We start from the raw sequence: 11,547 nt of genomic DNA, 5'->3' as shown, positions 1-11,547 counted from the left end.
TCAGCCCCGTGCCCGCGCGGCGCGCATGCATCCCGATGTGCGCCGTGAACTCATCCTCGCCGCCGCGCTGCGCGTCTATGCCCGTCGTGGTTTGGGCGACACGCGTCACAGCGACGTCGCCAAGGAGGCGGCGCTGGCGGTCTCCACCACCTTCCATTATTTCCCGACCAAGACCGCGCTCCTGACGGCGGTCTTGAATGAAGTCGCGCGCTTCCTCTTGAAGGACGTGGTCGCGTCCCATGCCCACGGCAAGGACACGGCGCCGGTCGCCATCGAACGCATCCTCATGACGTTCTGCGACGCGATGGACTCCCATCCCGACCATGTGCGCGTATGGCTGGAATGGAGCGTGTCGGTTCGTGACGAGGCTTGGGATGCCTTCAAGCGCTTTTATCGCGAGTCGGTGGCGAGCATGGCGCGGCTCGTGAGGCGCGGCAAACAGGAAGGCAGCGTCGATGCGGAACTGCGCACGCGCGATGCCGCGCGGGTCATCGTCGGCCTCGCGCACATGATCGTGCAGATGAAATTGTCAGGCAGCCCGCGCCGGGAGATAGAACACACCGTGCATTCGCTGGTACACGGCTACCTCGAAGCGGCGCCGCGCCGTCTCACGCCTTGAGCCGGTAGCCGGTGCGGAAGATCCACCACACCATGGCCAGGCACAGCAGGAAGAAGCCGGCAATGAAGGCCAGGCTGATTTCGATAGCGACATCGGCGCGGCCGTTGAAGCTCCAGCGAAAGCCGCTGATGAGGTAGACCACCGGATTGAACAGTGCGAGCTTCTGCCACAGCGGCGGCAGCATGGCGATGGAATAGAAAGTGCCGCCGAGGAAGGTCAGCGGCGTGATCACCAGCATGGGAATGAACTGCAGCTGTTCCCAGCCGTTGGCCCAGATGCCGATCACGAAACCGAACAGGCAGAAGGACAGCGCGGTCATCACCAGGAAACCCAGCATCCACCACGGATGCAGGATTTGCAGCGGCACGAACATCGAGGCCGTGGCCAGGATCAAGAGGCCCAACACCACCGATTTGGTGGTCGCCGCGCCGACATAGGCCAGCACCACCTCGAATGGTGATACCGGCGCCGACAGCAATTCGTAGATGGTGCCGGTGAATTTCGGCAAGTAGATGGCGAACGATGAATTGGAAATGCTCTCGGTCAGCACCGCCAGCATCATGAGGCCCGGCACGATGAAAGCGCCATAGGGTACCCCGTCGACATTACTCATGCGTGAGCCGATGGCGGAGCCGAACACCACGAAATACAGCGAGGTGGTGATGACCGGCGTGGCGATGCTTTGCAGCAGCGTGCGCAGGGTGCGCGCTATCTCGAACTTGTAGATGGCCCACACGCCGTGGTGGTTGAAGCGCGGCACGCTCATGCCACCTGCTCCCGCTCGCCGCGCACCAGGCCGACGAAAATATCTTCCAGCGAGCTTTCCTCGGTATTGAGATCCTTGAAGCCGATACCGAGTTCGTCCAGCGCGCGCAACAGGGCCGGCACGTCACTGTGTTCGGCGCGCGTGTCGAACAGGTAATGAAGCTCATGACCTTCGGCTTCCAGCGCGAGCCGCCACGGCGCGAGCGCCGCCGGCACGGCGCTGAGCGGCTGCTGCAGGTTGAGCTTCAAGCGCTTCTGGCCGAGCTTCTTCATGAGCGTGTGCTTGTCTTCGACCAGCATCAGTTCGCCATGATTGATGACGCCGACGCGATCCGCCATTTCCTCGGCTTCCTCGATGTAATGTGTGGTGAGGATGATGGTCACGCCCTGGGCGCGCAGCTCGCGTACCAGGGCCCACATGTCGCGCCGCAGCTCCACGTCGACGCCGGCCGTCGGTTCATCGAGAAACAGGATGCGCGGTTCATGGGACAAGGCCTTGGCTATCATCACGCGGCGCTTCATGCCGCCCGACAAGGTGCGGATGCGGGCATTGCGCTTGTCCCACAGCGTGAGTGCGCGCAGCATCTTTTCGATGTAGGCCGCGTCGGGTGCGCGCCCGAACAGCCCGCGGCTGAAGCTGACGGTGTCCCACACCGTTTCGTAGCTGTCGGTGGCGAGCTCCTGTGGCACGAGACCAATCAGGCCGCGCGCGCCGCGGTAGTCGCGCTCGACATCGTAGCCGCCGGCCAGCACCGTGCCGGCGCTCGGCGTGACGATGCCGCAGATGATGCTGATGAGCGTGGTCTTGCCTGCACCGTTCGGGCCGAGCAGCGCGAAGATCTCGCCCTCTTCGATGGTGAGACTGACCGGCTTCAGGGCGCTGACGCCGGACGCATAGGTCTTGGTGACGTTGCGGATATCGAGGACGGTGGCCATGCGCCGCATGATAGAGGGTCACTGTCGATTCGCCTACCAACGCGCCATCACCTATAGTCACGCGCAAACCCTTGCACCGTGACGCCAAGACGCCATGACACAGCCATACACCACGCTCCTCACCACGCTCGACGAAGGCGTGCTGACCATCACGCTCAATCGTGTCGACAAGCTCAACGCCTGGACCTACCAGATGGGCGCGGAGTTGCGCGCCGCCATCACTGCCGCCAACGACAATCCCGAGGTTGATGCGCTGGTGGTGACCGGCGCCGGCCGTGCCTTCTGCGCGGGCGCCGATATCTCGCTGGTGTTCGACGCGCAGTCGACGCAAGCGCCGCCGTTCAAGACCGAGGCGCGCACCGATGACTGGGTGGCATTGCTGCGGCGTTCGAAGCCGATGGTGGCGGCCATCAACGGCGCGGCCATCGGTGTCGGCCTGTCGCAGGTGCTGCCGATGGATCAGATCCTGTGCGCCGACAATGCCACGCTGTCGCTGCGTTTCGTCAAGTTGGGCCTGGTGCCGGAACTCGCGAGCTCCCATTACCTGGCACAGCGCTGCGGCTTTGGCGCAGCGTCTAACCTAATCCTGACGGGCCGCACCATCACCGCGGCGGAAGCGCATTCGCTGCGCTTGATTGACGCCGTGACCTCGCCCGAATCCCTGCTCGAGAACGCCCAGGCCATGGCCCGCGCCATGGGCGAAAACCCGCAGGCCGCAGTCTTGGAAGCCAAGCGCCTCCTGACGCTCAACGCGGCGGAGAACGATCTCGATGTGGTGCTGCGGCGCGAATTCGCGGCGCTCGAGCGTTGCTATCGCTCGGCCGAGCACCGCGAGGCGATTGATGCTTTTCTCGGCAAGCGTGCGCCGGATTTTCGCAGCGCGCGCAAGCCATGACGTTTTGCGCGGCAAACTCTCGATGAAGGTGTCGGCGCATCCGACACTCGGGTGTCTCAGCCCAGTTTGAATTCCACCACCGCACCGCCCGCGCCGTACAAGGGGCCGTAGCCATGCACGACGGCGCCGCTCACGCGCCAGTCCAGCGCGCCCATCACGAACGCGCAGTGCTTGAAACCCATGTCGACGCGCGCGGCGCGCGCGTAGTCGGGACAGGCGGCGCGGAACGCGGCCACCTCGCCGCGTTCCAGCATCGACAACATGCGCCGATTCCAGGCGTCCTCCTCGGCGACCGCGATATGGTCCGTCGCGATGTCGATGGCATGACGGAAAAACGAGCCCGACAATCCGCCAACCCCGATCAGCGCCACGCGGCGGCCAAGGCTCTGCGCCTGCTCGGCGGCGACGCGGCCGAGATTCCCGGTGGTGTGCCAGTCGTGGTAGAGATTGTTGGCGGCCACCGCCAGCGCCGCGCGCCCGGCCGGATTCAAGAAGTGGCTGGCGACGATGGTGCCGGTGTCGAGCGGGAAGCCATCGTAATCGACGCCCTTGGAGCGCACGCCGATAGCGGGCGTGGCGTCGACTATAGCCGCGGTCAGCGCCGTGTCGATGCGAATGTCATAGGGCAGCGCGCCGTATTCGTGCCAGTTGTCGTCGACGTGTGCGCCCTGCATCCGCGCGCGCGTCAGCCACAGTTCGTCGAGCACCGCCAGCCACTGGGTGGAATAGATCACGAGCGTGTCGGGCGCGGCGGCGGCGAGCGCGGCGCCGGCGGCTCTGTATGCATCGGCGAGCGCACCCCAGGGTGGATTGTCCGGCGCCACCTGCGGCAAGGGCGAGCCGGGCACCAACAGGGCGGCGACAATGGTCATGAGGACGGTCCTTGAAAAGCTTGTGGTCAGGCGGCGCGCGCGAGGCCGGCCTTGACGAGGTTCCATTCCATCACGGCGTTGCCGGTACCAATCACCGTGCCGTAGCCGTGCAGTTCGCCGGCCAGCTCCGGGTAGCCCATGGCCGCGAACATCCAGGTGAAGGCGCCGGACTTCACTTCGGCGAACGCTTCATCGATGAACTTCGGCAGCAGTTCGAAGGTTTCCTTGACGCGGCCACGGCGCAGGAGCTCGATGATGCGCATGTCCCACAGGTAGCCCGCCATGTTCTCCGGATGCTCCTTGGACATGTCTTCCGGCGGCTCGGGCTCTTCGTGGAAGTGGTAATGGCACAGCGTGTTGGACGCCAGCAGCACCGCGCGGCGGCCCGTCGCTTCGATGGCGGCGCGCGTGGCACGCCCGAGAATCTCCATCTCCTCCAAGCCTTCCTCGGTCGAGAGATAGTAGGGCGAGTTGTTGGCCGAAATGCCGACCACCGGGATGTCCCACTGCGGGCGCATCATGTGCAAGGTGGTGATGGTGCCGTAGTCGACGCGAAAGCCAGGATTGCGCATCATCTTGGTCGTCAGGCCCAGTCGCGCACCTTCCGCCGCGCAGGCCTCCGCCAGTTCGACATCTACATCGAGCTCGAAGCGGTAACGGAAGAGATTGGGAAAGATCGGGTCGACCGACTTGCCGGCGAGATGCGACACCCCCAGGAAGTGATGGCCTTGCTGAGTGATCCAGTGCGGTGAATGCACCAGCAGCACGTCGGGCTTGAGTTCCTCCAGCGTGAGGCGCGCGCGCTCGTAGGCCCAGCGCAGGGCTTCCCAGCCGCCCTGCGAGCGCGGCTCGTTCTGCGGCGGATTTTCGCCGTAGACGAGGTGGGGCGGATGGGGCGCGAGATAGCCCGCGATGATTTCACCCTTGCGCATGGACAGTGCTCCTCAGCGTTGCGGCTTCCAGGCCACGGCCTTGATTTCAATCAACAGGTGCGGATGCGGCAATTGATGCACGGCGACCGTGGTGCGCGCCGGGCCATCGAAATCGAAATATTCGCCGTAGACCTCGTTGTAGCCGCCGAAGTCGTTCATGTTGACCAGGAAGCTGGTGATGTCGACCACGTCGGCGAGGCCGGCGTCGAACTTCGAGAGTACGGCGTCGATGTTGTCGAGCACGGCACGGGTCTGCACGCGGATGTCGAGCGCCGTGGTGCCCATGGCATCGACACTCGCGCCGGCGATGCTGTTGTCGGCGCGCCGTGAACTGGTACCCGACACGAAAATAAGATCGCCGACGCGTCGGGCGTGGGGGTACTTGCCGCGCGGCTTGGCCTTGTCGGCGAGAACGATGCTGTCGGTGCTCATGGGGAGATGTCCGCTGCTGTCCCGTGGGTGCGAATTCATTCGCACATTAAATCTCGATGCGATCGCCCTGGCGCGTCACCAGTGTGCGAATGAATTCGCACCTACGGGGCGTCCTGCCAGGTGGCGCGCGCCACTTCCACCACCCGCGCGAGCTTGGCCCACTGTTGTTCCTCGCCGAGCAGGTTGCCTTCCTCGGTCGAAGCAAAGCCGCATTGCGGACTCAGACACAACTGCTCGCGTGGCACGAAGCGTGCGGCTTCATCGATGCGTGTCTGCAATTGCTCGACGCTTTCAAGGTCTCCGAACTTGGAAGTCACCAGTCCCAGCACCACGCGCTTGTGGCCGCGCGGCAGGTAGCGCAGCGGTTCAAAACCGCCGGCGCGCTCACTGTCGTATTCGAGAAAATAGCCGTCGTAGGCGGTGCCGGCCAGCAACGTGCCGGCGACGGGTTCGTAGCCGCCCTCGGCTATCCAGCTCGAGCGGAAATTGCCCCGGCACACGTGGGTGGTGACCACCAGGTCGCCAGGCTTGTCGGCCAGCGCATGGTTGATCATCTCGGCATAGATGCGCGGCAAGGGTTCCGGATCGTCGCCCCGTTCGCGCGCCGCCGCGCGCTCCTTGTCCGAGCACAGGTAGGCCCACACCGTGTCGTCGAACTGCAGGTAGCGGCAGCCGGCGGCGTAGAAGGCCGCGACCACCTTGCGATAGGTCTCGGCGGTGTCCTCGAAAAAGCGTTCGAGATCGGGATACACGCGCCGTGAAATGGCGGCGCGCCCGCCGCGAAAGTGCAGCACCGACGGCGCGGGGATGGTCATCTTGGGCGTGACCTTGGCGATACCGGCAAGGAACTTGAAGTCCTCGACCATGGCGTGCCCGTCGAAGCCCACGCGATCATGCACCTCGATGCTTTCGGCCTTGGTCGTGACGCCGTGGAATTGAATGGCTTTGTCGCCGCGCACCAGGCGCACGCCCTTAAGGCCGGCGAGAAAATCGAAATGCCACCAGGCGCGTCGAAACTCGCCGTCCGTGACGACCGCGAGTCCCAGCGCTTGTTGCGCGGCCACGGCCGCGCGGATGCATTCGTCTTCGACGGCACGCAACTGCGTCGACATCCAGGGCGCCGTCTGCCAGTGCGGCACGCGCCGCCTTCAAGGCTGGCGGTCGCAGCAGGCTGCCCACCTGGTCGGCCCGGTACGGCGCGTGCGCCTTCATGCCTGGAGCTGGTGCTTGTCGAACTGCGCGGTCTGCTTGTAGCGCGCGAGACTCGCTTCGATTTCCTCGGCGCTGATGACCGCGCGCGCGTCGCTGAAACCCTGCGGCGCGCGCGCTTCGCACAGGTCCAGCACCTGGTCGTGCGCACGACTGCGGTTGGCGGTGACCACCGCGGCGGTGGCCGGCAGACGCTGCGCTTCGTAGGCCAGCAAGGCCTCGCGCGGGTCGGCATGGATTTGCAACGCATCCACCAGCGCGCGGCAATCGAGCACGCCCTGCGACGCGCCGTTCGAGCCTATCGGCCACATCGGGTGGGCGGCGTCGCCGAGCAGGGTCACGCGCCCATGACTCCAGCGTGGCAAGGGATCGCGGTCGACCATCGGGAACGCGAAGGCCTGGCCCGAGGCGTGCGCGAGGGCCGGCACGTCCAGCCAGTCGAAGCGGAAGTCGCGAAAGTACTCGACGAATTCGCCGATGCCGGCGACGCGATTCCAGTCCTCGCGCTCGGGCGGCGCGGCGCCGTCCTCGCCGAGTTTGACCTCGGCTATCCAGTTGAACAGCGAGCGCCCCCGGCGCTTGTGCGCGGCCGAGATTTCATAGCCCACCACCTTGCATTCGCCGGTGCCGGCCGAAAACATCGTGCTGCCGCCGAGTATCGGCGCCGGCAGGTCGACGGTCATGCGCCACATCATGTTGCCAGCCCAACGCGGCGCGCCTTCATCCGGGTAGAAGGCGCGGCGCAGGCTCGAGTGTATGCCGTCGGCGCCGACCAGGATGTCGCATGCCACGGCGTCACGTTGCGCGCCGCTGGCGCGGCTCGCGAAGCGTGCGCTGACCTTGCGCGCGTCCTGGCTGAAACCCACGAGTTGATGATCGAGCACGATGGCCTCGGCGCCGAGGCGCATACGCACGGCGTCGGCCAACACGCGATGAAAGCTGCCGCGATGGATGGATACCTGCGGCCACGCGTAGCCGGCCTTGCGTCCGCGCGCCTCGCTCCAGATTTCCTGGCCATGACGGTTGAACCACATGTAGCGCTCGAGCTCCACGCCTTCGGCCAGCAGCGCGTCGAGCACGCCCAGGCGTTCGTATTCCTTGGCGGCATGGGGCAACACGTTGATGCCGACGCCGAGTTCGGCAAGGCTCGCGACCGCCTCGAACACGCGTGGACGGTAGCCTGCATCGTGCAGGGCCAAGGCCAGGGTCAAGCCTGCGATGCCGCCGCCGGCGATGAGGATGTCGGGTGTGCTCATGATGCAAGGCACGCTACACCAATCGCCATGCAGCGGGAATAGCGCGGCCGCGCGTGCGAGCCGGCCTGCCGACGTACTCGCTCACGCGCCGAACAGGTTGGCCTGCACTTCGTCGAGGTGGGCCTTCAACAGGGCGCTGGCCTGCGCTTCGTCGCGTTCACGCAGGGCCGCGACCAGGGCGCGATGCTGGGCTTCGTAGCGTTTGCGTCGCGCCGGCGTCAGCGCCTGCTGCTTGAGGCGCCCCCACTCACCGGCTTCGCGCACGACCGCCATCAAGGCGAGGATGGCGCCGATGAAACTGTTGTGCGTGGCAGCCGACAAGGCTTCGTGCAGCGCGCCGTCCCAGTATTCGAAGTCAGCCACGCTGTCGGCCTGCTCGGCGCCGAGCAGGCATTGTTCGAAGCGCGCGAAATCCTGCGGCGTGGCGTGACGCACGATGAGGCGCGGCAGCAGCGGTTCGAACAGGCGCCGCGCCTCCATGAGTTCCGCCGGACTGACGTTGTCGAGCTCGATGCGGGTGGCCGTGGCGGTGACGCCGCGCGTCGGCGCGCTTGCGACGTAGGTGCCGCTGCCGGCCGCGCGCCGCAAAAGACCGCGCGCGATGAAACCGTCCAACACCTTGCGCACCGCACCGCGGCTCAACAGGAAGCGTGCGCCAAGTTCGCGCTCGGCCGGCAACTTCATGGCCAGCGGCCACGCGCCGCTCGCGAGCTGGCCTTCGACGAAATGGGCGAGGGCGTTTGCCGCCTGGTTGTGACTGTCCGTGACCGGCATGGGCGGCGACTCCCGAAGGCGCATGGCATGCACCAGGTTGATGACCAATTGGTTTTTTTTGCGGATAAGCCTTGACGGCCGCCGCTGCGCTAAATACTTTTGCACAGCCGGCAGGCATTGGACATGTGCTCAACCAATTGGTCAAGGCCGGGGTGCGGGGCGCGCGTCGACGATGGCAGGGCGTCTTGCCGTCAAGTGCCGGCGCCGCTGGCGCTTGTACGAGTGGCGCCCCCGGCGTCGCCGACATCCATCCATTCACAAGGTCCGTCATGAAAATCGCCCGTTATTCCCATGCTTCCCGTGTCCAGCTCGGCCTGGTCGATACCGCCGCCGGCACGGTCACGCCGCTCGCCACCGACGCGGGCCATGGTGATGCGATGCTGGCGCTCATGCACGAGGCGCTGGCCGGCCACGCACCGCGCACCGCCGGCGCCGCCGTGCCCTTGGCGGACGTGAGCCTGCTGCCGCCCATCGCGCAGCCGCGCAAGAACATCCTGTGCATCGGCAAGAATTACGCGGCGCACGCCGCCGAGTTCACGCGCAGCGGCTACGATTCTTCGGCCAAGAGCGCGCAGGATGCGATCCCGGAGGCGCCCATCGTCTTCACCAAGGCGCCATGCGCCATGACCGGCGCGCGCGACGACATCATCGTGCCGTGGCACATCACCTCGCAGGTCGATTACGAAGCGGAGCTCGGCGTCGTGATCGGCAAGCCGGGGCGGCGCATCGCGCGCGAGCGTGCCTATGAACACGTATGGGCCTATTGCGTCATCAACGACGCCACGGCGCGCGACCTGCAGGCCAAACACAAGCAATGGCTGCTGGGTAAGTCCATCGACACCTTCTGTCCCATCGGCCCGTGGTTGACCACCGCCGATGAAGTCGAGCCGGGCAACCTCGACGTGCAGTGCTGGGTCAATGGCGAACTGCGTCAGAACGCCAACACGCGCGATCTGATCTTCGACATCCCCGCCATCATCGAATGCATCTCGGCCTCGATGACGCTGGAGACCGGCGATATCATCGCCACCGGCACGCCGGCCGGCGTCGGCATCGGTTTCACGCCGCCGAAGTTCCTCGCCAGCGGCGACGTGGTAAAGGTTGCCATCAGCGGCCTCGGCGAGATCGAGAACCGCGTGGTCTGAACGCCGCCGCCCGTGGCCGCCCTGTTGTTCGTGTGCGTGCGCTGCCATCGCTACGCCGAGTCGCGTAGCGATGCGGCGCGCGCCGGCTTGGACCTCGCTGAACGCCTCGCCGCGCTGTGTCGCGATGAACTAGAAGTGCGACAGGTCGCCTGCCTCGGCGCTTGTCCTCGCCCCTGCAACGTGGCGCTGCGCGGCAGCGGCCGTCAGAGTCTCTTGTTCAGCGACGTGGACGGCGCCGACGGCGTGGCGCTGGTCGAATTCGCAGCGACCTACTGGTCGCTGGCTGCAGGCAGCGATGCCGTGGCGGCCTTGCCGCCGGCGCTGCGCGTTAAACTCGCACAACAGACGCCGCCGCACGCCGGCAAGCGTCTTTCATGAGCAGCCGCGCACCAGCGGCGGGGAGAGCACCATGAGTCGCGTACTGTTCACCAATGTCGAGATCTTCGAAGGCACCGAGTCCCGGCGCCGGCCCGGCGAAGTGCTGTTGACCGGCAATCGCATCAGCGCGGTGGCCGCGCCAGGCGAGAGCCTGCCGCGCGACGGCATCGATGAAATCATCGATGGCCAGGGCTCGACCTTGATGCCGGGCCTGGTCAATCCGCACTGCCATTTCACCTACAGCAACGCGGTCAGCCTCGCCGACATCAACGCCTTGCCGGTGGAGGAGAACCTGCTCGTCACGCTGCGCAACGCGCGCACTTATCTCGATTATGGCTTCACCGCCGTGATCGGCGTGGCCTCGGCCAAGCCGCGCCTGGAAGTGGTGGTGCGCAATGCCGTCAACAAGGGCGAATTCCCCGGGCCGCGCATCCTCGCGTCGACGCCCGAATACACCGTCAGCGGCGGCGTGGGCGACGATTCGCGCCTGGACTTGTTCGTGCCTTCCATCGGTATCGTGTGCGACGGCGTCGAGGAATTCCGTAAATCCATCCGCCAGCTGATCCGCGAAGGCGTCGACATCGTCAAGTTCAACAACTCCGGCGACAGCTTCACCTTCGGCCGCATGCCGGGCGACATCAACCCGATGACCGAGGACGAAGTGCGCACCATCTGCGAGACGACCTTGAACATCGGCAAGCGCCTCGCCGCCCACGCGCATACCGACAGCGGCGTGCGCCAATGTATTCAATACGGCGTGGAACTCATCAATCACGCCACGTTTGCCAGTGATGCGACCATCGAGGCATTGGCCAAGGTCGCGCACAAGCACTGGGTGACGCCCGCCATCGCGGCGCGCTACAACACCACCTACGAAGCGCAGGCCTGGGGCATCACCACCGAAATCGCCGAGAGCATCGGCAACAAGCGCGAACTGGAGGCCGGCTGCGCGACCATGCAGAAGATGCATCGGGCCGGCATTCGTGTGCTGCCCTTCGGCGACTACGGCTTTGCCTGGATCCCGATAGGCACCGACTGCCGCGATCTCGAGCACATGGTCAACCTGTTCGACATGCAGCCCTGGGAAGCGCTGCGCGCCGCGACCGCTTATGGCGGCGAGGCGTGGGTGGGCAACAGCGGCGAAAAGCTCGGCCGCATCGCGCCCGGCTACCTCGCCGACATACTGCTCATCGACGGCGATCCGCTCGCCGACCTGAGCCTGCTGCAGGATCAGCGCCGCATCGTGGCGGTGATGAAGGATGGCCAGTTTCATCGCCGCTTCAGCGGCCGCGCCGAACGCGGCGCTGGCAAGGTCGCGGCCTGAGCGCTGCGGG

Annotated in this window: 12 protein-coding genes and 1 pseudogene; 5 read left to right on the top strand and 8 right to left on the bottom strand. The window is 65.8% G+C overall.

Annotated elements, in window-relative coordinates; translation table 11 throughout:
* Positions 1-25: 25 nt before the first annotated feature.
* Positions 26-619, top strand: a complete 594-nt coding sequence (locus IPM80_11405; GenBank protein MBK8959016.1) for a TetR/AcrR family transcriptional regulator — start codon at positions 26-28, stop codon at positions 617-619.
* Here IPM80_11405 and IPM80_11400 read toward each other — a convergent pair.
* Both IPM80_11400 and IPM80_11395 read right to left on the bottom strand, forming a co-directional pair.
* Entirely contained in the window at positions 609-1,385 is a 777-nt protein-coding gene (locus tag IPM80_11400; GenBank protein MBK8959015.1) for an ABC transporter permease, read from the bottom strand. The genes IPM80_11405 and IPM80_11400 overlap by 11 nt on opposite strands.
* Positions 1,382-2,320 carry an ABC transporter ATP-binding protein gene (locus IPM80_11395; GenBank protein MBK8959014.1) on the bottom strand — a complete coding sequence of 313 codons (939 nt, stop codon included), beginning with the start codon at positions 2,318-2,320 and terminating at the stop codon, positions 1,382-1,384. The genes IPM80_11400 and IPM80_11395 overlap by 4 nt, the downstream gene beginning before the upstream one ends.
* Before the next feature lie 94 nt (positions 2,321-2,414).
* Here IPM80_11395 and IPM80_11390 point away from each other — a divergent pair, with 94 nt between their 5' ends.
* A complete protein-coding gene (locus IPM80_11390; GenBank protein MBK8959013.1) occupies positions 2,415-3,215 on the top strand; it encodes an enoyl-CoA hydratase/isomerase family protein in 801 nt (266 codons plus the stop codon).
* Between the two features lie 56 nt (positions 3,216-3,271).
* Here the strand turns inward: IPM80_11390 and IPM80_11385 are convergent, their stop codons facing one another.
* From IPM80_11385 to IPM80_11360, 6 genes and pseudogenes are all read right to left on the bottom strand, one after another.
* On the bottom strand, positions 3,272-4,087 hold the full coding sequence (locus tag IPM80_11385; GenBank protein ID MBK8959012.1) for a tRNA U-34 5-methylaminomethyl-2-thiouridine biosynthesis protein: 816 nt from the start codon (positions 4,085-4,087) through the stop codon (positions 3,272-3,274).
* A 26-nt stretch (positions 4,088-4,113) separates the two neighbouring features.
* Entirely contained in the window at positions 4,114-5,019 is a 906-nt protein-coding gene (locus tag IPM80_11380) for a tRNA U-34 5-methylaminomethyl-2-thiouridine biosynthesis protein (GenBank protein ID MBK8959011.1), read from the bottom strand.
* A 12-nt stretch (positions 5,020-5,031) separates the two neighbouring features.
* Positions 5,032-5,451 carry a RidA family protein gene (locus IPM80_11375; GenBank protein ID MBK8959010.1) on the bottom strand — a complete coding sequence of 140 codons (420 nt, stop codon included), beginning with the start codon at positions 5,449-5,451 and terminating at the stop codon, positions 5,032-5,034.
* A gap of 101 nt (positions 5,452-5,552) precedes the next feature.
* Positions 5,553-6,663: pseudogene (locus IPM80_11370) on the bottom strand (5-methyltetrahydropteroyltriglutamate--homocysteine S-methyltransferase).
* Positions 6,660-7,916, bottom strand: a complete 1,257-nt coding sequence (locus IPM80_11365) for a flavin-dependent oxidoreductase (protein MBK8959009.1) — start codon at positions 7,914-7,916, stop codon at positions 6,660-6,662. Before IPM80_11365 ends, IPM80_11370 begins: the two are co-directional and overlap by 4 nt.
* An 81-nt stretch (positions 7,917-7,997) precedes the next feature.
* Positions 7,998-8,690 (bottom strand): FadR family transcriptional regulator, encoded by a 693-nt coding sequence (locus IPM80_11360; protein ID MBK8959008.1) that lies wholly within the window; start codon positions 8,688-8,690, stop codon positions 7,998-8,000.
* A gap of 269 nt (positions 8,691-8,959) precedes the next feature.
* Between IPM80_11360 and IPM80_11355 the strand changes: the two genes are divergently transcribed.
* Genes IPM80_11355 through IPM80_11345 form a run of 3 tightly spaced genes read left to right on the top strand, consistent with a single transcriptional unit; the run spans position 8,960 to position 11,537 of the window.
* The gene (locus IPM80_11355) at positions 8,960-9,835 is read left to right on the top strand and encodes a fumarylacetoacetate hydrolase family protein (GenBank protein MBK8959007.1); all 876 of its coding nucleotides are present in this window, start codon (positions 8,960-8,962) and stop codon (positions 9,833-9,835) included.
* A gap of 12 nt (positions 9,836-9,847) precedes the next feature.
* The gene (locus IPM80_11350) at positions 9,848-10,213 is read left to right on the top strand and encodes a DUF1636 family protein (protein ID MBK8959006.1); all 366 of its coding nucleotides are present in this window, start codon (positions 9,848-9,850) and stop codon (positions 10,211-10,213) included.
* A 31-nt stretch (positions 10,214-10,244) separates the two neighbouring features.
* On the top strand, positions 10,245-11,537 hold the full coding sequence (locus tag IPM80_11345; GenBank protein ID MBK8959005.1) for an amidohydrolase family protein: 1,293 nt from the start codon (positions 10,245-10,247) through the stop codon (positions 11,535-11,537).
* The last annotated feature ends 10 nt before the right edge of the window (positions 11,538-11,547 follow it).

This window comes from Pseudomonadota bacterium, from assembly GCA_016719885.1.
Lineage (GTDB): Bacteria > Pseudomonadota > Gammaproteobacteria.
The sequence above is the reverse complement of the archived record's forward strand: the minus strand, read 5'-3'. Positions and strand labels throughout refer to the sequence as shown.

Coding starts and splice junctions, on each gene's coding strand:
- IPM80_11405 (MBK8959016.1), top strand. CDS start 26: ATGCATCCCGATGTGCGCCGTGAACTCATCCTCGCCGCCGCGCTGCGC.
- IPM80_11400 (MBK8959015.1), bottom strand. CDS start 1,385: ATGAGCGTGCCGCGCTTCAACCACCACGGCGTGTGGGCCATCTACAAG.
- IPM80_11395 (MBK8959014.1), bottom strand. CDS start 2,320: ATGGCCACCGTCCTCGATATCCGCAACGTCACCAAGACCTATGCGTCC.
- IPM80_11390 (MBK8959013.1), top strand. CDS start 2,415: ATGACACAGCCATACACCACGCTCCTCACCACGCTCGACGAAGGCGTG.
- IPM80_11385 (MBK8959012.1), bottom strand. CDS start 4,087: ATGACCATTGTCGCCGCCCTGTTGGTGCCCGGCTCGCCCTTGCCGCAG.
- IPM80_11380 (MBK8959011.1), bottom strand. CDS start 5,019: ATGCGCAAGGGTGAAATCATCGCGGGCTATCTCGCGCCCCATCCGCCC.
- IPM80_11375 (MBK8959010.1), bottom strand. CDS start 5,451: ATGAGCACCGACAGCATCGTTCTCGCCGACAAGGCCAAGCCGCGCGGC.
- IPM80_11365 (MBK8959009.1), bottom strand. CDS start 7,916: ATGAGCACACCCGACATCCTCATCGCCGGCGGCGGCATCGCAGGCTTG.
- IPM80_11360 (MBK8959008.1), bottom strand. CDS start 8,690: ATGCCGGTCACGGACAGTCACAACCAGGCGGCAAACGCCCTCGCCCAT.
- IPM80_11355 (MBK8959007.1), top strand. CDS start 8,960: ATGAAAATCGCCCGTTATTCCCATGCTTCCCGTGTCCAGCTCGGCCTG.
- IPM80_11345 (MBK8959005.1), top strand. CDS start 10,245: ATGAGTCGCGTACTGTTCACCAATGTCGAGATCTTCGAAGGCACCGAG.